This window comes from Reyranella sp. (assembly GCF_965228225.1).
GTDB lineage: Bacteria > Pseudomonadota > Alphaproteobacteria > Reyranellales > Reyranellaceae > Reyranella.
In genome coordinates this window covers 5,178,476-5,200,858 of record NZ_OZ245801.1, presented here as the reverse complement: position 1 = coordinate 5,200,858, position 22,383 = coordinate 5,178,476, and the positions used below count along the sequence as shown (strand labels likewise).

Genomic DNA, 22,383 nt, shown 5'->3' with positions numbered 1-22,383 from the left:
CGCGTGAGAACGGTGAGCCCGTCAATTGGAACCCGCAACTAGTTTCCAGGCCTGGAGGGATCATGGTGGAGAACCTGCTTGCGGTTGAATCGCACGACGTTCGAATTAAAGCGTTTCCGCTAATTGGACCAATCGAGGATGTATTGAGCCTGAAGGAAACGATATCCCGGTATTCGCACTACCAGATTCCTCTGATGGATATCGTGCATATCCCCAGTGCCACCCTTGTGGGTCCTCATTTGTTTATATTGGACGCAAAAGGCAGGGTGGTCGAACGTAGTCTCCGGGGGCGGAAAAGTATCGATCGCGCACCCTTCCTTAGAATGGACAACTCTATCGCTGTCATCGACGCCGCCGCAACGCGTCGGCGTATCGAAGAAGAAGTGACGGTCGTGGCCGGCAAGGCGAGCGGCGCATTCTTCCACTGGATGGTTGAGATAGTGCCCCGGCTGATGGGTCTCTATCTGAGCCAAGAGGCAACGAGGCGCCCTATCGTAATGCGGCCGATTCAGCATCGCTATCAATACGAGACGCTCGAACTGCTGAAACTGTCGCCATGCTTTGTTGATGAAGACGTGATAGCGGTGCCCGGGGTTTGGTTCCCGACCCATACGATTACCGCGCAGGGAAATGGTCAAATCTCCCCCGATGTGATCGCATGCCTGAATGCTTTCGCGGATTTGTTCAGGCCGCCACAGCCGACCAGGAAGAGACGCCTTTATATTTCGCGCTCAGATGCAACAAAGAGAAGGGTTCTCAACGAGGATGAGCTTGTTGCGACCCTAGTCGCCGACGGTTTCGAAGTCTGTCGACTGGCTTCCATGAGTTTAGGTGAGCAGATAGCGGCCTTCAGATCCGCAGAGATCGTTGTCGGCCAGCATGGCGCCGGGCTGACGCTTATCAGCGTATGTAGCCCGGAGACAAAAGTTGTCGAACTCTATCCTGCAAAGTGGCTGGCCGTCAGCCCATTCGAGTCAATCGCAAGTCTGGCGAGGCTGGACTATCGGATGTTGCTTTGCCCGGCGCAGCGCAGCGCGCGAGGTGACTATCACAACAGCGATATTCACGTTGATCCCTCTCAAGTGCTTGCCGCGGCCCTGAGTGAAAAGTGCACCGTTGGCGATGTGCTTGTTCAGAGCGAACGGTAGCGGGCTCCCGCGTTCCAGGCGAACTGCGCGTCAGCCGGCTCGTCGTGCCGGGCTCGTCGAGGAAAACCAGGCGGTGGAGAGGACCATGAAAAGAGTCAGTTCAGGAACTCCGCCACCACGATGTGGCCGTCCCTGGCGGGCCAGGTGCGCGTGGGGATGGTTTCGTTGTTGAACACGGCCGTCACCGTCCGCGGCGGCACCGCATCGAAGGCGAGCCGTCCCGTGGAAGCGCCGGGCACACCGTCGTTGATGCCCGGCGGCACCTTGCCGTCGAGCGAGAACTTGTCGCGACCGACGCCGAAATAGCCGCGCGGCCGGCTCATGAGGGTGACCGCCCCGGCGCCCTCGTCGGCCTTGCCGAAGGGCTGCGGTCGCAGGTGCACCACGTCGCTCGACCGCAGGAACGGCGAGCGGTAGGTGTGCGTCGTCGGCAGGCCCGCGACCCGCAGCACGAATTCGTAATGGGAATCGGAGCGACCGACGAAGGGTCCCCAGACTCCGTCCTCGCCGGTCGTCTTGCGCAGCAGCGCCACCGCGCTCTTGCGTTCGCCGGTCTTTGCGTCGACCTCGAAGATCTCGACCTCCGCGCCGGCCACGGGAATGTTGGTGTAGGTGCCTTCGCTGAAGCCGGTCACCTTCCCGTTCAGGATCGGCAGCGGCTCCTGGGCAATGAACATGCTGCCCGGCGGCTTGCCGGTGATGTGCTCGAACATCGCGGCGAAGGCCAGCTTGTGGAACGCGACCTCGCGATGGTCGAGCCCGTCCAGGATCACGTTGCGCGCGCCGCGCAGCTCCGAGGCATCGTAGCCCACGCCGGTCGGCTTGCCGGGCGCGCCGATGAAACGCCCGTCCGGCTGCGAGTACTTGTCGTTGCTGTCCGACCGGATCGCCATCATCTCGACGCCCCGGATCAGGTCGTCTGGACCGTCGTTGAGGCCCTTGAGGAACGGGAAGGCGCCGTTGAACTCGCTGCCAGGCAGCAGGGAGTCGGAGATCACGATGCCCTTGTTGGGCGTTCCGCAGAGCACGGCGTGGCTCACCAGGTCGGCTCCGCCACCGTTCTTCAGCAGGGCGCGAATGGCATTGCCGCCGCGCGACGACCCGACGAGAGCGACCTTGCGGCGGCGCGTGGCCTTCAGGACCTGCAGCACGAAGCCCGACAGTTCCTTCATCTGGTCCTCGGCCGAGGAGCGCAACGGCTGCGGCTTCGCATCGTCGCTGCGCGCGTTGGGGTAGATGAAGTCGATGGCGAAGAGCTGGTTGCGCTTGTAGCCGTTGGCTTCGAAGCGCCACAGGTTGTTGATCCAGAGGGCGCTGGAATCACCGTTGCCATGCACGAAGACGACCGGCGGCGGGCCCACCTCGGGCTGCGGGCGGCGCGGCACCGGCTGGCCGAACGCCTTACCGGAAAGGGCAAGCATCGGCGCCAGCATGGCGGCGCCGCCGAGCAGCGCGCGGCGGGTCGGGCCTTTCTTCGAGGACCTCAGCCCCTTGCTCATCATTCCCCCTGACAATCTCGCTATGTTGGCAAATGGCGGGCGCCGGCGCTACGCTTGCCACATGTCCATTCGTTACGTCGACAGCCCGGTCGGCCGATTGGCCATCGAGGCGGATCACGACGCTGTGACCTCGGTGCGCTGGTCCAACGACGAACGCGCAGCAGACACGTCGACGACGGCGGTGCTCGAAGAGGCCGTGCGCCAGCTCGAGCAGTATTTCGCAGGCAAACGCACGCGCTTCGACCTGCCGCTCGCGGCACGCGGAACCGACTTCCAGAAGAGCGTCTGGCGCATGATGTGTGAAATTCCCTTCGGCGGGACCGCGACCTATGGTGGCATGGCGATGGCCCTGGGGTCGGGCCCACGCGCCGTCGGCATGGCCTGCGGCCGCAATCCCATCCCCATCATCGTACCCTGTCACAGGGTGCTGGGCAGTGGCGGCAAGGAAGGCGGCTTTTCGGGCGGCCAGGGCCTGCCGACCAAGCGCCGGCTGCTGGCACTCGAAGGCGTCGTGCTTCTTTAATTTCTCTGACGTTGCGTCGGCCGGACGCCCCGGCTACGGAAGCGTCATGCGCGTGCTGATCACCCGGCCGGAACGCGAGGCGACCACGCTGGCGACGGCGTTGGCCGAGCGCGGCCATGTCCCCGTCATCGCGCCCTTGTTCCGCCTCGAGATTCTTCATCCGCCGGCGGACTTCGCCGCGGATCTCTCCGAGTGCCAGGCCATCCTGCTGAGCAGCGCCAACGGCGCGCGCGCCCTGGCCGAAGCCAGCGAACAGCGCGGCAAGCTCGTCCTGGCAGTCGGCGACACCACCGCCTCGACCGCGGAAGGGCTGGGCTTCGTCTCGGTCGTGTCCGCCGCGGGCGATGGACGGGCGCTGGCGGATCTCGCACGCAAGCGCCTCGACCCCAAGGCCGGACCTCTCCTGCACGTGTCCGGCGTCGACATTGCCCAGGATTTCGCGGCCGCCCTCGCTCCGGACGGGTTCGAGGTGCGTCGCGTTTCCCTCTACGACGCGCGTGAAGAGACCAAACTGCCGGACTCGGCGCGCGCCGCCATTGAGGCCCGCGCCCTCGACGCCGCAATGTTCTTTTCGCCGCGCGCCTCGGATCTGTTCACCCGGCTCGTGCAGCAAGACGGGCTTTCCGCGGCGCTGTCCAATGTCACTGCCATCGCCATCAGCCCGGCGGCGCTCGAACCCTTGAGGGCCCTGCCGTTCAAGGCGACGGTGGCGGCCGCGCATCCCACCCGCCAGTCCGTGCTGGACGAAATCGACCGGCTGCCCGCTGACATCGTCTTGGGCGCTCCCAAGGCCGCCGCCGAGGCGGCCGTAGAAGGACCGAGCATCATGAGCGACACACCTTCTTCCCCCGAGTCGGCTGCACCGCCGGCCGCTTCCATGACAGCCCGGCCGGTCGAGGTCCGCCGCGGCATCGGCGTGGTCGGCGCTTTCATCACCGGTCTGGTCGCCTCCTGCCTGGTGCTGGCCGGCGCCCTGATCAGCCTGCCCTATTGGCCGGCCGATATCCGCGCCCTGTGGCAGGGCCAGGGTGCGGCTTCCGCGACGCCGGCGCCCGCCCTCGACCTCCAGCAGGTTCGCCAGGATGCGGCCGCGGTCGCCAGCGCTTCCGTGGAGGCCGCCAAGCGCGAAATCTCGGCGCGCCTCGACGACCTTGAAAAGCGCGTGCGCGCGGCCTCGGCCGCCGCCGCCGAACGGCCCGGCAGCCCGGGCGGCAGCGGGCCCGATCCGGCAATCGCCGAACTGCGCGGCAAGGTCGAGGCGCTGGAAGGTCGCGCGGCGGCTCCCGCTTCCGCGCCGGCGGCGCCGACCCAGGCGGCCCCGAATCCGGAGCAGGAAAAGGAGCTCGCTACCCTGCGGCTCGAGCTCGCGACCATGCGCAACACGGTCCAGACGATGGACCAGACGATCGCCGTGCAGCGCGACCAGACCAAGCTGCTGGCCGAGGCCGTCGACAAGGCACGCGGCGAATCGAGTGCCCGCAATGCCGGCGAACAGAAGGCGATGAGTGCCGCGCGGGCCTCCGCCCTCATCGGCATCGCCGCGCGGCTGAGCGCGGCCGTCGAATCCGGCCTCCCCTTCGCCACCGACCTCGCTTTGCTGACGCCGCTGGCCCAGGGCGACGCCAAGCTGACCGGGAGCGCAACCGCGCTGCAGGCCTATGCCCAGAACGGGGTGGCCTCGCGCGCCGCCTTGGTGGCGGAGTTCCCGGCGGTTGCCAAGGCGGCGCTGGCCGACGATCTCGCCGACGATTCGTTCGGCGAGCGGCTGCTCGGCAAGGTGCGGGCGCTGGTCTCGCTGCGCCGGGTTGGCAACGACGTCGAAGGCGACGGTACGGAAGCGAAGCTCGCGCGGGCCGAAGCCGCCCTCGAGGCCGGCGACCTCGCCAAGGCGGTCGCGCTGGTGAAGACGCTGCCGCCGCAGACGGCCCGCGCCACCGCCGCCTGGCTGTCGCGCGCCGAAGCAAACCTCGCCGCCAAGCAGGCGGCCGACCAGATCTCCTCGCAGGCCGTCACCCTGCTCGGCTCGGCCCGGTAGGTCCTGCCATGACGATCCTGCGCACCATCATCTGGTTCGTCTTCGCCGTCGCAGCGATGCTGGGCGCGGTGTGGCTCGCCGAACGGCCGGGCTCGGTCACCGCCGAGTTCCGCGGCTGGCGGCTCGATACCAGCGTCGGCGTGTTGATGATCTCCGTGCTGGTGCTGATCCTGGTCAGCGTCGGCGGATGGCTTCTGTACCGCTGGATCGTCGGCGCCCCCGGCGCGATGCTCGAAGGCTGGGGCGAGAGCCGGCGCCGACGCGGCTATCGCGAGCTGACGCAGGGACTCGCCGCCGTGGCCGCGGGCGACGGCGTGGAAGCGCAGAAGCATGCGCGCAAGGCCGAGCAGCTTCTGTCCGAACCGGCGCTCACCCTCCTTCTCTCGGCACAGGCGGCCCAGCTCAACGGCGACCGCGACGGCGCGCGTCGGGCTTTCACCGCCATGCTCGACGACGAGCAGATGGCGTTCCTCGGGCTGCGCGGCCTGATCGGCCAGTCGCTGCGCGATGGCGACCAGGCCCAGGCGCTGGCCCATGCCGAACGCGCCTTCCGGCTGCGGCCGCAGACGCCGTGGGTCGTGCATTCCCTGTTCGACATGCAGGCCCAGGTCGGCCAGTGGCGGGCCGCCCAGGAGACGCTGGAGACCGGCATCCGGCGCAAGGTCGTCACGGCCGACAAGGGCCGCACCCTGAAGGCGCTGCTGGAAGTCGAGCGCAGCCGCGAGGCCGAGCGCGAAGGCCGCCCCAGCGACGCGCTGGCGCTTGCCCGCGATGCGTTCACGCTGGCGCCGGAACGCATCGCCGTGACGCGCCGCCTGGCCGAGCTGCAGCTCAGGGCGGGCGATGCGAAGAAGGCGATGAAGACGATCGAGCGCGGCTGGGCGCTGGCGCCGCATCCCGATCTTGCGTCGCTCTATCTCGACGCGTCGGGCGAGACCGAGGCGCTGAAGCGGGTCGGCGTCGTGCGCCGCCTGGCCGGCCTCAACCCGGGCGACATCGAGAGCCATCTGGCACTGGCCCAGGCCTCGCTCGATGCCGGCCTGTGGGGCGAGGCGCGCCGCCATCTCGACAGCGCCGCCGGAACCAGCCCATCGACCCGCGTCTGCCGCCTCATGGCCGAGGTCGAGGAGCGTGAGCAGACCGGGCCGGACAAGGTTCGCGCCTGGCTCGCCCGGGCCGCGGATGCGCCGGCCGATCGCGCCTGGCGCTGCAACGCCTGCGGCGCCCACCACGAGGGCTGGCGGCCGGTCTGCGAGAGCTGCGGCGCCTTCGGCACGCTGCAGTGGCGCGCGCCCGGCACCTACGGCCACATCCTGCCGCCCGAAGCCGCGCCGTCCGAATCGCTCGACGCGCCGCCGCGCGGATCCAACCTGCCCGTGCCGGTCCCGAGCAACACGACAAGTTAGAAAAAGAGGAAACGCCATGTTCGAGACGACACTCGCGGGCAGCCTGCCCAAGCCCGCCTGGCTCGCCACGCCCAACGTCCTGTGGGCGCCGTGGACCCTCTCCGGGGAACCGCTGTTCGAAGCCAAGGACGATGCCACCTTCCTCGCCATCCGGCGCCAGGAAGAAGCCGGCCTCGACATCGTGAGCGACGGCGAGCAGGCGCGGCAGCATTTCGTGCACGGCTTCCTGGCCGAGGTCGACGGCGTCGACTTCGACAAGAAGGTCCGCATGGGCATCCGCAACAACCGCTACGATGCCGATTGCCCGACCGTCACGTCGGCGCTGAAGCGTCGCAAGTTCGTGCACGAGCGCGAGGCGCGCATCGCCCGCGCCGCGACCTCGCGCAAGCTCAAGTTCACCCTGCCCGGCCCGATGACGCTGATCGACACGCTGGCCGACGGCTACTACGGCGACAGGGTGAAGATGGCCTTCGCCTTCGCCGAACTGCTGAACCAGGAAGCCAAGGACCTCGAGCGGCTGGGCGTCGACATCGTGCAGTTCGACGAGCCCGCCTTCAACGTCTACCTCAACGAGACGGTCGACTGGGGCGTGCCGGCGCTGGAGAAGGCGGCCGAGGGGCTGAAGTGCACCACCGCCGTCCACATCTGCTACGGCTACGGCATCGAGGCCAACAACAAGTGGAAGGAGACGCTGGGCGAAAGCTGGCGCCAGTACGAGCAGACCTTCCCGGCGCTCGACCGCAGCTCGATCCAGCAGGTCTCGCTCGAAGTCCGCGACAGCCACGTGCCGCCCGAGCTGATGAAGCTCCTGAAGACCAAGACCGTGCTGGTCGGCGCCATCAACGTCGCCTCCGACAAGATCGAGACGCCGGAAGAAGTCGCCGCGACGCTGAAGCTCGCCACCGAGTTCGTCGATCCTGAACGCATCCAGGCCTGCACCAATTGCGGCATGGCCCCGATGACGCTCGGCGTCGCCTACGGCAAGCTGCGCGCGCTCTCCGAGGGCGCGGCGCTGGCGCGAAAGGCGTTCGGCTGAGGACACGGGCCGACGTGATGCCACCCAAGCGCGAGGACTGACTTACCACTTCACTCAGACGTGCACCTCGTAGCAAACTGGCCGGCATGAGCATGATGGAATCGCGGCCGATGCCGCCGGCCGGCCAGCTGATCCAACAGGGATTCCAGCACTGGCGAGCCCATCAACGCGCCTTTTGGCTGCTCGCCGGCCTCGGCGTGATCGGCATCGTTGTCCTGAAGATGGTCATTCCGAGCGGTTCCTCGGGTGTCGTGGCGGGTTTGTACATTTTCGTCTTCGACCACTGGCTGAAACTTGCCCTGTTTCCCGACTGGAAGCAGCGCGAACCGGCCTTGAGGAAGAGCAAGGAGGGGCGACGCCTTGCGCAGCCTCGCTGGAGTTTCTGGGGGTTTGGCTTCGCCTATGCCTTCGTGGTGTCCGCTGCGGGAATGCTGCTGATCCTCCTGATGGCGCCGGAGATATTTCGCGGCAGGATGGAAACGTCGACGGCCCTGCTCTCTGCAGTCTCGTTGGGTTTGGCGATGTGTCTTGCAACGCTGATCTTCGCACCGAGCTTGTTGTTCCTGCCCGCGGGTATCGCTGGGTTCAAATGGAACGTTGGCGATGCCTTTCGCGAATCCGGCGGCATTCGGGGTTCGCTCATGGTGTTGGCGATGTCGGGCACGCTGATCGCGCTGGTTGGACCTCTGCTGATATCCCTCAACACTCTTGTTCTGCCGCCAGGATTTCTTCTCCTCGCGCTTGCTTTACATGCAATCGCCGTGCTGCTGGATTTGTTTGCGCTCTATCTCGTTGCCTATGGCACCGCACGTCTTTTCATCGCGAAGACCGGCTGGCAGCCGACGCCTCTTCCCGAAGCCTGACCGAACAGCGAGATGCGCAACCTCCACGTGAACTTAGGTTGAGAGCATGCAGGAGAGCGACGCGGTTCCGTCGACGGGCAGGCTGATCGGCGAAGCGCTCGATCACTGGGCCACGCATCAGGGACGGTTCTGGATGATTGCCGGACCAGCCGGCCTTGTTCTTACAGCGCTCTCCTTCGCAGGGCCTCATATCTCGCCTCTACTGTTTGGAGGGCTCGAGCCGGTCCTCGACTTTCGGCTGGTCCAGTCAGGTATTCACGTCCTTCTGATCGCCCTGGTTCTTTATCAGTGGTTCAAGTACGCGCTGTACGACGATTGGAGCCAGCGTCGTCGCACGCTCCTGGGAGAGGATCGATTCCCCTGGCGCGCTTTCGTCAGTGGCGGTTTCATCGCTTTCTGGATGCTGCAGTGGCTTCTCTCCACCATCACGTTCACGCTCTGGGGTGAACTCGTCAGAAGCCAGATGCCGTCTCAGGAAGACCTGAGACAAGGCGCGCCGATCACCTGGCTCGTTCACATCCCCATCGGGTGGATCAAGGAAATCGCACTTGCCGCGCTCTTCGGCGGCTTCCTGCTGTTCCTGCCTGCGCGCGCGGTGGGTATTTCGTGGGGGCCGGGGCAAGCGTTTCATGAGGCTGCCGGCACCCGTCGCCAAATGATCGCGATTGCCTTGTTCCTGACGTTCCTGTTGTTCGTGAGTGAGAGGGCCTTAAACATCTTCGAGACGCTCGTCCTGCCACCGCACATATCGGGGTTCGCAGGCCTGATCATCCTCTTTGCCTCTACCCTGCTGCTTCGCGTCACCGAACTCATGACGCTTTACATGCTCGCCCACACCGTCAGCCGGCTGTTCGTCTTGAAGACGGGCTGGACACCCGAACCCTATCCGCAGCCTTGGACGTTGGACTCCACGGCACGCGAATGATCATCGAGCAATGACGAGCTATTCCGCCAACCGCTGGCGCAGCGCGTAGAGGGCGTCGAGCGCTTCGCGCGGGGAAAGTTCGTCGGGGTTGATCTCGGCCAGGGCCTTCTCGACTTCCGACTCCTTGGTCTTCGCGGTCCCGCTCGCGGGACGGGCCGGCGCGGCCGCGAACAGGGGCAGGTCGTCGGCCAGACGCGTGACCGCGCTGGACTGTTCGCCCTTCTCCAGCACGGCCAGAACTTCCTCGGCACGTGAGACGACGGCGGCCGGGAGGCCGGCGAGTTGGGCCACGTGGATGCCATAGGAACGGTCGGCGGCGCCCGGCGCGACCTCGTGCAGGAACACGACCTCGTTCTGCCATTCCTTGACGCGCATCGTGTAGGGCGCCAACGCCGACAGCCGCTCCTTCAGCGCACCGAGCTCGTGATAGTGGGTGGCGAACAGCGCGCGGCATCTGTTGACGTCGTGCAGATGCTCGAGCGTCGCCCAGGCGATCGACAGGCCGTCGAAGGTCGCGGTGCCGCGGCCGATCTCGTCGAGGATGACGAGGCTCCGGGCCGTCGCCTGGTTCAGGATCGCCGCCGTCTCGACCATCTCGACCATGAAGGTCGAGCGGCCGCGCGCCAGGTCGTCGGCGGCGCCGACCCGGCTGAACAGGCGGTCGACGATGCCGAGGGTGGCGGCCTTGGCCGGCACGAAGGCGCCGGCCTGGGCCATCACGGCGATCAGGGCGTTCTGGCGCAGGAAGGTCGATTTACCGGCCATGTTCGGGCCGGTCAGCAGCCACAGGCGGCGGTCGGTGCCAAGGTAGCAGTCGTTGGGCACGAAGCCCGCGCCGCCCTGGCGCGCGAGTGCGGCCTCGACGACGGGATGGCGGCCGCCCTCGATGGCGAAGGCCGGTTCGTCGGCGAGCACGGGCCGAACGTAATTGCTGCTGGCGGCCAGTTCGGCCAGCGCCGAGGAGACGTCGAGCGAGGCCAGCGCGCGGCCGGCCGCCGCGATCGACGCCGACACCGCCATGACCTTGCCGACCAGTTCCTCGAAGACGGCGAGTTCCAGCGCCAGCGCCTGGTCGGCGGCACGGCCGATGCGGGTTTCGAGATCGGCCAGCTCGGCCGTGCTGAAGCGCGTCGCATTCGACATCGACTGCCGCCGCGTGAAGCCCAGCGCCGCCAGGTCGAGCTTGTCGGCGTGCGTGGCCGTCACCTCGATATGGTAGCCGATCATGTTGTTGTGCCGGATCTTGAGCGACGGCACGCCGGTCGCGGCCCGGTACTTGGCTTCGAGGCCGGCCACCGTCTTGCGGCTGTCGTCGCGCAGGGTGCGCTGCTCGTCCAGTTCGGGCCGGTAACCCTGCCGCACGAAGCCGCCGTCGCGCACCAGCAGCGGCGGCTCGTCGGCCAGCGCCTCGGCCAGCGCCGCCACCGTGGCGCCGTGGTCGGAGCAGCACATCACGATGTCCGCGAGCGGCGCCGGCGGTGGCAGCAACGCCTCCGGCTCGGCGCGCAGCGAGCGGGCCAGCGCCTCGCCCAGGTCCAGACCATCGCGCAGGGCCGCGAGGTCGCGGGGACCGCCGCGGCCGACCGACAGGCGCTGCAGGGCGCGCTCGATGTCGGGCGTACGGCGCAGCGCCTCGCGCACCCGCTCGCGCACGGCCGGCCGCTCGACGAAGAGCTGCACCAGGTCGAGCCGGCGCTCGATCTCGACGCGGTCGGTGAGAGGCGCGGCGATCCGCTCGGCCAGCAGGCGCGCGCCGGGACCGGTCAGGGTGCGGTCGATGGTGGCCAGCAGGCTGCCGTCGCGGCGGCCGTCGAGGCTCTTCACCAGTTCGAGATTGCGCCGCGTCGCCGGGTCGATCTCCATCGTGCCGTCGGCGCGCTCGCGGCGCGGCGGCAGCAGCGCCGGGCGCTTGCCGGCCTGGGTCAGCTCGATATAGTCGAGCAGCGCGCCGCAGGCCGCGACCTCGGCCCGCGAGAAATCGCCGAAACTCTCCAGTGCCGCGACGTTGAAGGCCTGCAGCAGGCGCTTTCGGGCATTGTCGCTGTCGAAGCGGGCCGACGGCAGCGGCGTCAGGACGGAATTCCACTCCTCCAGCACGGTCTTCAGCGGCTCGCGCGCCAGCAGACGGTCCGGGATCAGCAATTCGCCGGGGGCCAGCCGGGCCAGGGCGGCGGCGAGCTGCCCCGGCAGCAGCGGCTGGGTCGCGAAATCGGCGGTGGAGAGGTCGAGCCAGGCCAGCGCGAGGTCGCCCTGCGCCTCGGACAGGGCTGCGAGATAATTGTGGCTGCGCGCATCGAGCAGCGCATCCTCGGTCAGCGTGCCCGGGGTGATGACCCGCACCACGGCGCGCTCGACCACAGACTTCGCGCCGCGCTTCTTGGCTTCGGCCGGGTCTTCGATCTGCTCGCAGACCGCGACCTTGAAGCTCTGGCGGATCAGGCGCGACAGGTAGGCCTCATGGCTGTGCACCGGCACGCCGCACATCTTGATGTCTTCACCGAGATGCTGGCCGCGCTTGGTCAGCGCGATGTCGAGCGCCGCCGAGGCCTTCACCGCGTCGTCGAAGAACAGCTCGTAGAAATCGCCCATCCGGTAGAACACCAGATGGTCCGGATGCGCGGCCTTGATCGCCAGATACTGGCGCATCATCGGCGTGGCCTCGGCGGGGATCGCTGAACTGTCTGGCACTGATGCTTCCTCGGGAGAGGTCCGGTCTAGCACACGCCGCAGAGCGGTCCATGTGGACGACAGGTGGACGATATTTGGGCATGGAAGTTGCGCTGCAGCGCGGGATGGGTGTCTGGCACGCGCGGCGGAATACCGCCAATATGCGTGCTCAATTGGGAGAGAAAAAGCAGATGACGGGCAAGAGCTCGGAAGAAATGGTCAGCAACCAGATGGGCGATCTCGACGGCGACTCGCTGATCATGCATCGGACGGGGCGGCCCGGGAAAATCGAGATCATCGCCAGCAAGCCGCTGGTCACCCAGCGCGACCTGGCCCTGGCCTATTCACCGGGCGTGGCCGCCCCTTGCCTCGCGATCGAGAAGGACCCCTCGACCGCCTACGACTACACGATCAAGGGCAACCTGGTGGCCGTGATCTCCAACGGCACGGCGGTGCTGGGCCTCGGCGACATCGGGGCGCTGGCCGGCAAGCCGGTGATGGAGGGCAAGGCCGTCCTGTTCAAGCGGTTCGCCGACGTCGACTGCATCGACCTCGAGGTCGACACCAAGGACGTCGACCAGTTCGTGAACTGCGTGCGCTATCTCGGGCCGACCTTCGGCGGCATCAACCTCGAGGACATCAAGGCGCCGGAGTGCTTCATCATCGAGCAGCGCCTGCGCGAGCTGATGAACATCCCGATCTTCCACGACGACCAGCACGGCACGGCGATCGTGTCGGCCGCCGGCCTGATCAACGCGCTGCACCTCACCGGGCGCGACATCAAGGACATCAAGATGGTGGTGAACGGCGCCGGCGCGGCCTCGATCGCCTGCATCGAACTCGTGAAGGCGATGGGCATGCCTCATGAGAATGCCATCCTCTGCGACACCAAGGGCGTGATCTACCAGGGCCGCACCGAGGGCATGAACCAGTGGAAGAGCGCCCACGCGGTCCGCACCACGGCGCGCACCCTGGAAGAGGCGATGAAGGGTGCCGACGTGTTTCTCGGCCTGTCGGTCAAGGGCGCGGTCACCAAGGAAATGGTCCAGTCGATGGCGGCCAGGCCGATCATCTTCGCCATGGCCAATCCCGATCCGGAAATCACCCCGGAGGACGTGAGGGCGGCCCGCGGCGATGCGATCGTCGCCACCGGCCGCAGCGACTACGTCAACCAGATCAACAACGTGCTGGGCTTCCCCTATATTTTCCGTGGCGCGCTCGACGTGCGCGCCACGACGATCAACGAGGCGATGAAGGTTGCCGCCGCTGAGGCGCTGGCCAAGCTCGCGCGCGAGGACGTGCCCGACGAGGTCGACCGTGCCTATTCCGGTCGCCGCCTGCGTTACGGACCGGACTATATCGTGCCGGTGCCGTTCGATCCGCGTCTGATCGTCGAGGTCTCCGCCGCCGTCGCCAAGGCGGCCATGGATTCCGGCGTCGCGCAGAAGCAGATCACCGACATGGCCGAGTACAAGCGCAGCCTCTCGGGCCGGCTCGATCCGACCAGCCACTTCCTGCAGAGCCTGTTCGAGCAGGTGAAGGCCAATCCGCAGCGCATCGTCTTCGCCGAGGGCGAGGAAGAGCGCACGATCCGCGCCGCCGTGATGTTCCGCGACAATGGCTACGGCACGCCGATCCTGATCGGCCGCGAGGAGCAGGTGCTCGAGAGCATGAAGACGCTCGGCATCAAGGACGCGTCGGGCCTGGAAATCCACAATGCCCGTTTGTCGACCCAGAACGCGCCCTACACCGACCTCGTCTACAAGCGGCTGCAGCGCGACGGCTACCTCCATCGCGACGTGCAGCGCATGGTCAACCAGGGCCGCAACGTCTTCGGCGCCTGCATGGTGGCGGCGGGCGACGCCGACGGCATGGTGACCGGCATCACGCGGCGCTTCCCCGAGTGCTACGCCGACGTGAAGCGCGTGATCAACGTCGAAGCCGGCAAGGTGCCGATGGGCTATTCCATCGTCGTCTCGCGCCAGGGAACGGTGTTCCTCGCCGACACCTCGATCAACGAGACGCCGAGCCCCGAGCAGCTCGCCATCATCGCCAAGCAGATGGTGAAGAACGCTCGCATGATGGGCCACGAGCCGCGGGTCGCGTTCCTGTCCTTCTCGAACTTCGGCAGCCGCGAGATCGAGCGTATCGACCGCATCCGCAAGGCGATCCGCCTGCTCGACGCCGAGCAGGTGGACTTCGAGTATGACGGCGAGATGCAGGCCGACATGGCGCTCGACTACGAGCTGCTGAAGTCGACCTATCCGTTCACGCGCCTCACCGGCCCGGCCAACATCCTGATCATGCCGGGCCTGCACTCCGCCCACATCTCCTCGCGCCTGATGCAGTCGCTGGGCGGCGTGACGGTGATCGGCCCGGTGATCGACGGCCTGTCGAAGCCGGTCCAGATCGTCCAGATGGGCGCCACCGTCAGCGATCTCGTGAACCATGCGGCGCTGGCCGCCTACGGAGCGCTGATCTCGCGGAGGTAGGGCCACTCAGCCTCTTCCCCTTTGCGGAGCCCGCAAAGGGGAAGAGCCCTCGTCTTACGAGGGCGATGGGGTCATGCCCCGTCCGGCCCCATTCGAATGGGGAGGAAAGCGGAAAGCACGGAGGTCACTCCATGACTCTCGAAACCTGGTGGCTCTATCTCGGCGCCGTCGTGCTGATCGCCTGCACGCCGGGGCCGAACGTGCTCTACGTGACGACGCGCAGCATCCGGTTCGGGCTGGGACCCGCCTTCATCGGCGTGGCGGGCTGCCTCACCGCGCTGGTGCTGATGCTGACGGGATCTGTCGCCGGCCTCAGCGCGCTCCTGCTGGCGCTGCCCGGCGCCTTCGACGTGCTGAAAATCGCGGGCGCCGCCTATCTGGTCTATCTGGGCATCCAGGTCTGGCGCGAGCCCGTCGCAGCGGAGGCGCCACCGCCTTCGACCGGAACGTCGCGGGTCGCTCTGTTCCGCGGCGGTTTCCTCGTGGGCATCAGCAATCCCAAGCTGCTGGTCTTCGCGGCGGCATTCTTCCCACAATTCATCGACCCCGCGCGCGCCTGGGGTCAGCAGTTCGCGCTGATGGTCGCGACCTTCCTGGGCGTCGAGCTGTTCTTCTATTCGGTCTATGCGCTCACGGGGCGCAAGCTCGCCGACCGCCTGATGCACGGCCTGTGGCGCCGCTGGCTCAATCGCGCGAGCGGCGCCGTCTTCGTGGGCTTCGGCGTCGCCCTGCTGCGCTTCAAGCCGTGAGGGTCAGGCGACCTTCACCACCGTGAGCCGGTGCTTGCGGCCATCGCGGGCGGTCCAGGAAATGGATTGGCCGACCGCAAGGCCGATCAGCGCCGCCCCGACCGGCGTCATCACCGACAGTTTGTGCGCGTCGCTGTCCTCGTCGACCGGATAGACCAGCGTCTCGGTGAGTTCGTGCTGCTCGCCATCGGTCCCGGCATCGGAGCGGAAGGTCACGGTCGAGCCCATGCGCACGACGTCCGCCGGCACCTTGTCCTCGCTCACCACCTTGGCGCGCTCCATTTCGGAGAGCAGCTCCTCGGCCACTTCCGGCAGCCGCTCCAGCGACGCGGTGGCAAGGTCGGTCAGCCGGTCACAGTCGGCGTCGCTGACCACGATGTTGGGGACGGAACGATTACGTGCAACGGCGGGCATCGCGGATGCTCCTGCATTTGATGAGACGGATGGGATTTAATCGGTGATCGCGCAAAGGCGATCGTGCCCCGATGCCGGGACACAATGGCCGGCTCGGGGACTACGCTTCCGCGATCGGATGGTTCCGTCGCGGCACGCGCGAAAAGGGGCCCGAAAAGTTCATGAAGAGGAGTTAAGCCCCTCCCGTGCCGGCTTTCAAGCCGCTTTGCGCGCACGCTTCGCGAGATACACCTGCAGGTGCGCGTAGGCGAGGCGAAGGTTGGGCGTCGCGATGCCGGCTTTCTTGGCGCGGGCGATCATGTCGCCGACGATATGGTCGGCCTCGACCATCCCGCCCTTCTCGAGATCGTGCAGCATCGAGGCGGTGAACTTCGAGCCCTTCACCGTCAGAAACGAGCGAATGGTCTTGAGGCCCTTCTCGCCCGGATCGTGCCCGGCGGCGGCCCCGACCTTGCGGCCCTCCTCGACCGTCTCCAGTACGATCGCCATGCCCTCGTCGGCTTCCAGCACGTCGCCGGACGAGCCGCGCATCAGGCAGCAGGTCGCCGCCAAGGTGCACAGCATGATCCACTTGTCCCAGAGATCCTGCACGATGTTGGCATTCAGGCCGCCATCGATGCCCGATGCCTTGATGGCGGCATCGAGATCCGTCAGTGCCTTGCGCGCGGGCGCGGCCCCGCGTTCGCCGAACGAGATCACGGCGAAGGGACTGGTGTGCAGGATGTGGCCCTCCCCGTTCATGGCGACGCCGATCCTCGCCAGGCCGCCCACCACCTTCTCGGCACCGAAGCGGGCGTCGAGCGCCTCGAGATGGCGCATGCCGTTCAGCAACGGCACGATCGTCGTGTGGGCACCGACTGCCGGGGCAATGGCATCCATCGCCGAGTCGAGATCGTAGGCCTTGCAGGTCAGAAGGATGACGTCGTACGGCCCGCCGCCTATGGATCCATTGGGGCCGCCGCTGACAACCGTCTTCACCTTCTGGGTGATGTCGCCCTTGGTGCTCCTGATCACCAGCCCGTCGCGCTGCAGCGCCTCGTTCCGCTTCTCACGCACGAGGAACGTCACGTCGGCGCCGCTGTGATGCAGGCGTCCGCCGACATAGCCGCCGATCGCGCCGGCGCCGAGGATCAGGATCTTCATGGCAACCTCTACTTCAATCCGCCCACTACTTTAAGCCACCGCGGGCGCGGCGTGCTTCATAGGTCTGCAGGTGGGCATAGGCGTAGCGCAGGTTGGGCGCGGCGATGCCGTGCTTGCGCGCCCGCCCCAGCATGTCGCCGACGATCTGCTTGCCCTCGGCCGCGCCGCCCTTCTCCATGTCGCCCAGGATCGAAGCCACCGCCTTCGAACCCTTCGCCGTCAGCATGCCCTTGAGGTTGGCCACGACCTTGTCGCTGGGCGCCTGGCCCTCGGCGACGGCGACCTTACGGCTTTCCTCGAGCGTCTCGGCGACGATCGCGGCGCCGTCCTCGCTCTCCATGATGTCACCGATCGTGCCGCGCATCGAGGCGCACATGCCGGCGATCGTCGACAGCATGATCCACTTGTCCCAGAGATCCTGGTTGATGTTGTCGTTGAGGCCGCCATCGATGCCGGCCTTCTTGCAGGCGGCGTCGAGCGCGACCAGCGACGCGCGCGCCGGTTTGCCGTCGCGCTCGCCGAACGACACGCCCGAGGCGCCGCTGTGCAGGATCTCGCCGTTGGGGCCCAGCATGCCGGAAATGCGGGCGAGCCCGCCGGCCACGCGCGCGGCACCGAACTTCGCGTCGAGCGCGGCGAAATGGGCATGGCCGTTCAGCATCGGCACGATGGCCGTGTCCGGTCCGACCGCCGGCGCGATCGAGTCCATCGCCGAGTCGAGATCGTAGGCCTTGCAGGCCAGCACGATGACGTCATAGGGGCCGCCCTCGCTGCCCTTCGTCACGACCTTGACCGGCACGACGGCGTCGCCCTTGGGGCTCTTCACCACCAGGCCTTCCTGGCGCACCTTCTCGGCGCGCTTCTCGCGCAGCAGGAAGGTGGTATCGATGCCGGCCTGGGTGAGGCGCGCGCCCCAATAGCCGCCGACCGCGCCGGCGCCGAGGATCAGGATCTTCACGTCTTCAGGTTCCTTTCGGTCAGCCAGTCGTCGAGCCACGTGGCGAGGTCGTCGGTCTGGTGATGGATGTGGCTGAGGTCGGCGTCGGCCGCGCGCTTCACGCTCTCGTCGGTGCGGATCCACACCGTGCGCATGCCGATGTCGGCGGCGGGCTTCAGGTTGACGGAGATGTCGTCGGCGAAGGCGGCGCGGGTCGGATCGACGCCGTGCTTCTTCACCAGCGATTCGTAGATCTGCGGATGCGGCTTGGGCCAGTACTCGCCCGCGGCGATGTCGAAGATCGCCTCGAAATGATGCGCCACGCCCAGCCGCTCCATCACGCGCTCGGCGTGCGGCACGTCGCCGGCGGTGAAGATGATCTTGCGGCCCGGCAGCGCGCGCAGCGACGCTTCGAGCGCGGGATTGGCCTCGACCGGCGAGTAGTCGATGTCGTGGACGTAGTCGAGATAGTGCGTCGGGTTCACGCCGTGCAGGGTCATCATCCCGCGCATCGAGGTGCCGTGGTCGCGCCAGTACTGCTTCTGCACGACCCGCGCCTCTTCCGGCGTGACCTTCAGCCAGTCGGCGATGTAGCGCCCGATACGCACGTCGATCTGCGAGAACAGGTTGCAGCGCGCCGGGTAGAGCGTGTTGTCGAGGTCGAACAGCCAGACGTCCGGATCGTGCGCGGGGGGATCGTATTTGCGTGCCATGGGACGCTTGGATTACCGGCCGACCGTGCGCTTGTCGAGCCGGCGGATTATAACGTCGGACAATGGATATTCAGACGATCGTCCTCCTCGCCGCCGTCGCATCGCTGGTCGTGGTCCTGGTTGTCGTGCTGATGCGCCAGGGCGGCGGCGGCCGCGAGGCCGAGCAGAGGATGCAGCAGCAGCTCGCTTTGGCGCTGAGCCAGCAGGCCGAGACCGTGCAGCGGGTCGAGAAGTCGCTGCGCGAGCAGGAGCAGGCGCTGGGCAAGGTCGTCGCCGAGCGGCTCGACCGCACCGAGAAGGCCACGGGGCAGATCGTCACCGACCTGCGCGAGCGGCTGGTCCGCATCGACGAGGCGCAGAAGAAGATCGGCGAACTGTCGACCCAGGTCGTGAGCCTGCAGGAGGTCCTGTCCAACAAGCAGGCCCGCGGCGCCTTCGGCGAGGTCCAGCTCAACGACCTGGTCCAGAGCGCCCTGCCGCCCTCGGCCTACGATTTCCAGGTCACGCTCTCGACCGGCGTGCGCGCCGACTGCCTGCTGAAACTGCCCAATCCGCCGGGCTCGATCGCCATCGACGCCAAGTTCCCGCTGGAAAGCTACAGCCAGCTGCGGGCGGTGCCGGCCGGCGACGGCGCGGCGCTGCTGGCGGCGCAGCGGAGCTTCCAGCAGGCGATCCGCAAGCACATCGCCGACATCCGCAGCAAATACATCGTGCCTGGCGAGACCGCCGAATCGGCTCTCATGTTCCTGCCCTCGGAAGCCGTCTATGGCGAGCTGCACGCCAACTTCACCGGCCTTGTCGAGGAATCCTACAGGGCGCGGGTGTGGATCGTGTCGCCGACCACCATGATGGCGACCCTCAACACGGTGCGCGCGGTCCTGAAGGACGTGCGCATGCGCGAGCAGGCCGGCGAGATCCAGAAGATGGTCGGGCTGATCCTGGGCGACGTGAAGCGGCTGGACGACCGGGTCGACAATCTCAAGAAGCACTTCGCCCAGACCGAAAGGGACCTGCGCGAGATCGACACCTCGACCACGGCGATCACCCGCCGCGGCGAACGCATCCTCGCCGTCGACCTCGGCAAGGAGCCGTCGGCGTTGCCGCCGAAGGTTTAGCGGGCAGCGCGCAAAGGTCCCTCGCTACGCTCGGGATGACAATGGGTGTTGGGATCGGCGCAGTGCGTCAGAAGCAAAAAATCTGTCATCCGAGCGTAGCGAGGGACCTTTCGTTAGCCCCAGGGACCGCGGCGCGGGGTCTGCGGGGCGGTCGCCCAAGGGCCCCGGCCCGGCGTCGTCGCCGGGCGCGGCTGCGCATAGGTCTGGCCGCCCATCGCCTGCAGGCGCGCGATGCGCTCCTCCATCGGCGGGTGGGTCGAGAACAGGCTCGACATGCCGCCGGCCAGGGCGAGCGGGTTGGCGATGTACATGTGGGCGGTCGCCGGATTGCGCTCGGCCGCCTCGTTGTGGATCTGCTGCGTGCCGGCATGCAGCTTGGCCAGCGCCGAGGCGAGCCACTGCGGCTGGCCGCAGATCTCCGCGCCCATGCGATCGGCCTCGTATTCGCGGCCGCGGCTGATCGCCATCTGCACCAGCATGGCGGCCATCGGCGCCAGGATCATCGCGGCGATGGCGACGATCGGATTGACCAGCGGCCGGCCTTCCGAGTCGCGGCCGCCGCCCATCAGGCCGCCGAAGCTCGCCAGCATGCCGATGGCGCCCGACAGGGTCGCGGCCACGGTCATGATCAGCGTGTCGCGGTGGCGGACATGGGCCAGCTCGTGGGCCATCACGCCGGCCACTTCCTCGCGGCTGAGGTAGCGCAGCAGGCCGGTGGTCGCGGCCACGGCGGCATGCTCGGGATCGCGGCCGGTCGCGAAGGCGTTGGGCTGGTCCTCGTCGATCAGGTAGACGCGCGGCATCGGCAGGCCGGCGCGCTGCACCAGCTCGTGGACGATGTTGAACAGCTCCGGCGCATTCTCCGGCCCGACTTCCTGGGCATTGGCCATGCGCAGGACCATCTGGTCGCTGTTCCAGTAGGCGAAGAGGTTCATGCCCAGCGCGGCGACGAGGGCGATGACGAGGCCGGTCTGGCCTCCCAGCAGGTAGCCCGCCACGAGGACGAAGCCCGTCAGCGCGGCGAGCAGGAGGGCGGTCTTGACGTAATTCATGCCGGGTAAGTTGGTCTGCAAAAGTGGCGAATCAAGGTAGGGACAGGCATCATGCGGCCATGACCGACACCATCAAGCCCACCCCGCCGGAAACGCCCAAGGTCGACCCGGCAACGCCCCCCACCCCCGAGAAGCCCAAGAAGGTCGAGGAGATCGGCGGCCCGCCCGGCCCCGAGCCCACCCGCTACGGCGACTGGCAGTTCAACGGCAAGGTGACAGACTTCTGAGAGAAGTCTGTCATCCCGAGCGCAGCGAGGGATCTATCAGTGGCACGAAGACTGCCTCGCCTGCTCGACACGACGAACTTCGAGTGACCCCATGACCAAAGCCGAGATCTTCCACCCCAGCTTCAAGGCGCAGCCCTGGTGGTGGGAGGCGTGGACGCCCAACAACGCGCTGAGCGTCGATCCGCCCGCGAAGACCGACGTGGTGATCGTGGGGGCGGGCTATGGCGGCCTGTCGACGGCGCTTGAGCTGCGGCGCAACGGCATCGACTGCGTGGTGCTGGAACGCGGCGTCTTCGGCATCGGCGCCTCGACGCGCAACGGCGGCATGCTCTCGGGCGGCACCAACATCGCCAAGGGGCTGGGCGGCAAGAACCCCAAGGTCGAGGCCGAGTTCGAGGCGAACAAGGCTTCGTTCCTGGGCAGTGGTGCGGATTCGCTGCAGACCCTGATCGACATCATCCACCGCGAGAAGATCGACTGCGGCCTGATCACCAACGGCCGCTTCACCGGCGCCTGGACGCCCAAGCACTACGACGACCAGGCGCGCAAGGTCGAGATGTTCAACAAGTACGCCAATGTCGGCGCCGAGATGATCCCGCGCGAGCGGGTGCGCGAGATGATGGCGTCCGACTATTACTATGGCGGCATGTACGTGAAGAGCGGCGGCAATCTCCACCCCGCGCGCTACTACAAGGGCTTGCTCGAAGCCGCGCACGCCCAGGGCGCCATCCTCTGCGGCGAGGTCGAGGCCGAGCGCATCGAGAAGACCAAGGATGCCAAGACCGGAAATGGCTGGCGCGTGCTGACCGCCAAGGGGCCGATCGCCTGCAAGGAAGTCGTCATCGCCACCAACGGCTATACCGGCGACCTGACGCCCAAGCTGAAGATGCGGGTCGTGCCGGTCGCCAGCCACATCATCGCCACCGAAGAACTGCCGATGCCAGCGACGGACCTGATCCCGCTGCAACGCTCGATCGGCGACACCAAGCGGGTGCTGACCTATTACCGGCCCTCGCCCGACGGCCGGCACATGATCTTCGGCGGCCGCGCCCGGTTCACCGCGGCGCCGCCGGAAGTGAGCGCGCCGATCCTATACCAGTACATGATCGACCGCTTCCCGCAGCTGAAGGGCATCCGCATCACCCATGTCTGGACGGGCAATGTGGCCTTCGCGCTCGATTCGATGTCGCACATGGGCCAGGACGACGGCATGCACTATCTGCTCGCCTGCAACGGCAGCGGCGTCGCCATGATGACCTATCTCGGCACCCAGACGGCCAAGAAGATCGCCGGGGGCTCCAACGCGCCGGTCAATGCCTTCGATGGGCGCGAGTTCCCCGAGCATCCGCTCTACAACGGCGATCCCTCGCTCTATCTCCCGCTGATCGGCGCCCTCTACCGCACCCGCGACTGGCTCGACCGCAAGATGGCCGGCTGAA

19 protein-coding genes are annotated in these 22,383 nt (G+C 67.1%); 12 read left to right on the top strand and 7 right to left on the bottom strand.

The window, feature by feature from the left end; genetic code table 11:
* Nucleotides 1-62: 62 nt before the first annotated feature.
* Complete coding sequence (locus tag ACO07K_RS25210) at nucleotides 63-1,148, top strand: glycosyltransferase family 61 protein (protein WP_422032788.1); 1,086 nt, start codon at nucleotides 63-65, stop codon at nucleotides 1,146-1,148.
* Nucleotides 1,149-1,243: 95 nt separating this feature from the next.
* On the opposite strand, the gene ACO07K_RS25205 is transcribed toward ACO07K_RS25210, so the two are convergent.
* Nucleotides 1,244-2,647, bottom strand: coding sequence for an alpha/beta fold hydrolase (locus ACO07K_RS25205; protein WP_422032786.1), 1,404 nt, complete (start codon nucleotides 2,645-2,647; stop codon nucleotides 1,244-1,246).
* A gap of 61 nt (nucleotides 2,648-2,708) precedes the next feature.
* Between ACO07K_RS25205 and ACO07K_RS25200 the strand changes: the two genes are divergently transcribed.
* The 6 genes from ACO07K_RS25200 (at nucleotide 2,709) to ACO07K_RS25175 (ending at nucleotide 9,435) form a co-directional block, all read left to right on the top strand.
* Complete coding sequence (locus tag ACO07K_RS25200) at nucleotides 2,709-3,170, top strand: methylated-DNA--[protein]-cysteine S-methyltransferase (protein ID WP_422032784.1); 462 nt, start codon at nucleotides 2,709-2,711, stop codon at nucleotides 3,168-3,170.
* A 46-nt stretch (nucleotides 3,171-3,216) separates the two neighbouring features.
* Nucleotides 3,217-5,205 carry a uroporphyrinogen-III synthase gene (locus ACO07K_RS25195; protein WP_422032782.1) on the top strand — a complete coding sequence of 663 codons (1,989 nt, stop codon included), beginning with the start codon at nucleotides 3,217-3,219 and terminating at the stop codon, nucleotides 5,203-5,205.
* 8 nt (nucleotides 5,206-5,213) lie between these two features.
* The gene (locus ACO07K_RS25190; RefSeq protein ID WP_422032780.1) at nucleotides 5,214-6,611 is read left to right on the top strand and encodes a heme biosynthesis protein HemY; all 1,398 of its coding nucleotides are present in this window, start codon (nucleotides 5,214-5,216) and stop codon (nucleotides 6,609-6,611) included.
* 16 nt (nucleotides 6,612-6,627) lie between these two features.
* Nucleotides 6,628-7,647, top strand: coding sequence for a methionine synthase (locus tag ACO07K_RS25185; protein WP_422032778.1), 1,020 nt, complete (start codon nucleotides 6,628-6,630; stop codon nucleotides 7,645-7,647).
* 86 nt (nucleotides 7,648-7,733) lie between these two features.
* A complete protein-coding gene (locus ACO07K_RS25180; protein ID WP_422032776.1) occupies nucleotides 7,734-8,510 on the top strand; it encodes a hypothetical protein in 777 nt (258 codons plus the stop codon).
* A gap of 46 nt (nucleotides 8,511-8,556) precedes the next feature.
* Nucleotides 8,557-9,435, top strand: a complete 879-nt coding sequence (locus tag ACO07K_RS25175) for a hypothetical protein (RefSeq protein WP_422032774.1) — start codon at nucleotides 8,557-8,559, stop codon at nucleotides 9,433-9,435.
* Nucleotides 9,436-9,453: 18 nt separating this feature from the next.
* Here the strand turns inward: ACO07K_RS25175 and mutS are convergent, their stop codons facing one another.
* Nucleotides 9,454-12,084, bottom strand: a complete 2,631-nt coding sequence (mutS, locus tag ACO07K_RS25170) for a DNA mismatch repair protein MutS (RefSeq protein ID WP_422036703.1) — start codon at nucleotides 12,082-12,084, stop codon at nucleotides 9,454-9,456.
* Nucleotides 12,085-12,293: 209 nt separating this feature from the next.
* Between mutS and ACO07K_RS25165 the strand changes: the two genes are divergently transcribed.
* Together ACO07K_RS25165 and ACO07K_RS25160 are read left to right on the top strand one after the other, a co-directional pair.
* Complete coding sequence (locus ACO07K_RS25165) at nucleotides 12,294-14,594, top strand: NADP-dependent malic enzyme (protein WP_422032772.1); 2,301 nt, start codon at nucleotides 12,294-12,296, stop codon at nucleotides 14,592-14,594.
* A 131-nt stretch (nucleotides 14,595-14,725) separates the two neighbouring features.
* The gene (locus tag ACO07K_RS25160; protein ID WP_422032770.1) at nucleotides 14,726-15,343 is read left to right on the top strand and encodes a LysE family translocator; all 618 of its coding nucleotides are present in this window, start codon (nucleotides 14,726-14,728) and stop codon (nucleotides 15,341-15,343) included.
* A 3-nt stretch (nucleotides 15,344-15,346) separates the two neighbouring features.
* Here the strand turns inward: ACO07K_RS25160 and rnk are convergent, their stop codons facing one another.
* From rnk to ACO07K_RS25140, 4 genes are all read right to left on the bottom strand, one after another.
* Complete coding sequence (gene rnk / locus ACO07K_RS25155) at nucleotides 15,347-15,757, bottom strand: nucleoside diphosphate kinase regulator (protein ID WP_422032768.1); 411 nt, start codon at nucleotides 15,755-15,757, stop codon at nucleotides 15,347-15,349.
* 195 nt (nucleotides 15,758-15,952) lie between these two features.
* Entirely contained in the window at nucleotides 15,953-16,900 is a 948-nt protein-coding gene (locus ACO07K_RS25150) for a ketopantoate reductase family protein (RefSeq protein ID WP_422032766.1), read from the bottom strand.
* 25 nt (nucleotides 16,901-16,925) lie between these two features.
* Nucleotides 16,926-17,858: a ketopantoate reductase family protein gene (locus ACO07K_RS25145; RefSeq protein WP_422032764.1), complete on the bottom strand. Its 933-nt coding sequence runs from the start codon at nucleotides 17,856-17,858 to the stop codon at nucleotides 16,926-16,928.
* Nucleotides 17,855-18,550 (bottom strand): pyrimidine 5'-nucleotidase, encoded by a 696-nt coding sequence (locus ACO07K_RS25140; RefSeq protein ID WP_422032762.1) that lies wholly within the window; start codon nucleotides 18,548-18,550, stop codon nucleotides 17,855-17,857. The genes ACO07K_RS25145 and ACO07K_RS25140 overlap by 4 nt, the downstream gene beginning before the upstream one ends.
* Before the next feature lie 62 nt (nucleotides 18,551-18,612).
* On the opposite strand from ACO07K_RS25140, the gene ACO07K_RS25135 reads away from it, so the two are divergent.
* Nucleotides 18,613-19,665 (top strand): DNA recombination protein RmuC, encoded by a 1,053-nt coding sequence (locus tag ACO07K_RS25135; protein WP_422032760.1) that lies wholly within the window; start codon nucleotides 18,613-18,615, stop codon nucleotides 19,663-19,665.
* Nucleotides 19,666-19,778: 113 nt separating this feature from the next.
* On the opposite strand, the gene htpX is transcribed toward ACO07K_RS25135, so the two are convergent.
* A complete protein-coding gene (gene htpX / locus ACO07K_RS25130; RefSeq protein WP_422032758.1) occupies nucleotides 19,779-20,717 on the bottom strand; it encodes a zinc metalloprotease HtpX in 939 nt (312 codons plus the stop codon).
* 59 nt (nucleotides 20,718-20,776) lie between these two features.
* On the opposite strand from htpX, the gene ACO07K_RS25125 reads away from it, so the two are divergent.
* A complete protein-coding gene (locus tag ACO07K_RS25125) occupies nucleotides 20,777-20,944 on the top strand; it encodes a DUF1674 domain-containing protein (protein WP_422032756.1) in 168 nt (55 codons plus the stop codon).
* 91 nt (nucleotides 20,945-21,035) lie between these two features.
* Nucleotides 21,036-22,382 carry an NAD(P)/FAD-dependent oxidoreductase gene (locus tag ACO07K_RS25120; protein ID WP_422032754.1) on the top strand — a complete coding sequence of 449 codons (1,347 nt, stop codon included), beginning with the start codon at nucleotides 21,036-21,038 and terminating at the stop codon, nucleotides 22,380-22,382.
* Nucleotide 22,383 lies beyond the last annotated feature (1 nt).

Coding starts and splice junctions, on each gene's coding strand:
- ACO07K_RS25120 (WP_422032754.1), top strand. CDS start 21,036: ATGACCAAAGCCGAGATCTTCCACCCCAGCTTCAAGGCGCAGCCCTGG.
- ACO07K_RS25195 (WP_422032782.1), top strand. CDS start 3,217: ATGCGCGTGCTGATCACCCGGCCGGAACGCGAGGCGACCACGCTGGCG.
- ACO07K_RS25125 (WP_422032756.1), top strand. CDS start 20,777: ATGACCGACACCATCAAGCCCACCCCGCCGGAAACGCCCAAGGTCGAC.
- ACO07K_RS25150 (WP_422032766.1), bottom strand. CDS start 16,900: ATGAAGATCCTGATCCTCGGCGCCGGCGCGATCGGCGGCTATGTCGGC.
- ACO07K_RS25185 (WP_422032778.1), top strand. CDS start 6,628: ATGTTCGAGACGACACTCGCGGGCAGCCTGCCCAAGCCCGCCTGGCTC.
- ACO07K_RS25205 (WP_422032786.1), bottom strand. CDS start 2,647: ATGAGCAAGGGGCTGAGGTCCTCGAAGAAAGGCCCGACCCGCCGCGCG.
- ACO07K_RS25180 (WP_422032776.1), top strand. CDS start 7,734: ATGAGCATGATGGAATCGCGGCCGATGCCGCCGGCCGGCCAGCTGATC.
- ACO07K_RS25200 (WP_422032784.1), top strand. CDS start 2,709: ATGTCCATTCGTTACGTCGACAGCCCGGTCGGCCGATTGGCCATCGAG.
- mutS (WP_422036703.1), bottom strand. CDS start 12,084: ATGATGCGCCAGTATCTGGCGATCAAGGCCGCGCATCCGGACCATCTG.
- rnk (WP_422032768.1), bottom strand. CDS start 15,757: ATGCCCGCCGTTGCACGTAATCGTTCCGTCCCCAACATCGTGGTCAGC.
- ACO07K_RS25135 (WP_422032760.1), top strand. CDS start 18,613: ATGGATATTCAGACGATCGTCCTCCTCGCCGCCGTCGCATCGCTGGTC.
- htpX (WP_422032758.1), bottom strand. CDS start 20,717: ATGAATTACGTCAAGACCGCCCTCCTGCTCGCCGCGCTGACGGGCTTC.
- ACO07K_RS25190 (WP_422032780.1), top strand. CDS start 5,214: ATGACGATCCTGCGCACCATCATCTGGTTCGTCTTCGCCGTCGCAGCG.
- ACO07K_RS25175 (WP_422032774.1), top strand. CDS start 8,557: ATGCAGGAGAGCGACGCGGTTCCGTCGACGGGCAGGCTGATCGGCGAA.
- ACO07K_RS25160 (WP_422032770.1), top strand. CDS start 14,726: ATGACTCTCGAAACCTGGTGGCTCTATCTCGGCGCCGTCGTGCTGATC.
- ACO07K_RS25210 (WP_422032788.1), top strand. CDS start 63: ATGGTGGAGAACCTGCTTGCGGTTGAATCGCACGACGTTCGAATTAAA.
- ACO07K_RS25165 (WP_422032772.1), top strand. CDS start 12,294: ATGACGGGCAAGAGCTCGGAAGAAATGGTCAGCAACCAGATGGGCGAT.
- ACO07K_RS25140 (WP_422032762.1), bottom strand. CDS start 18,550: ATGGCACGCAAATACGATCCCCCCGCGCACGATCCGGACGTCTGGCTG.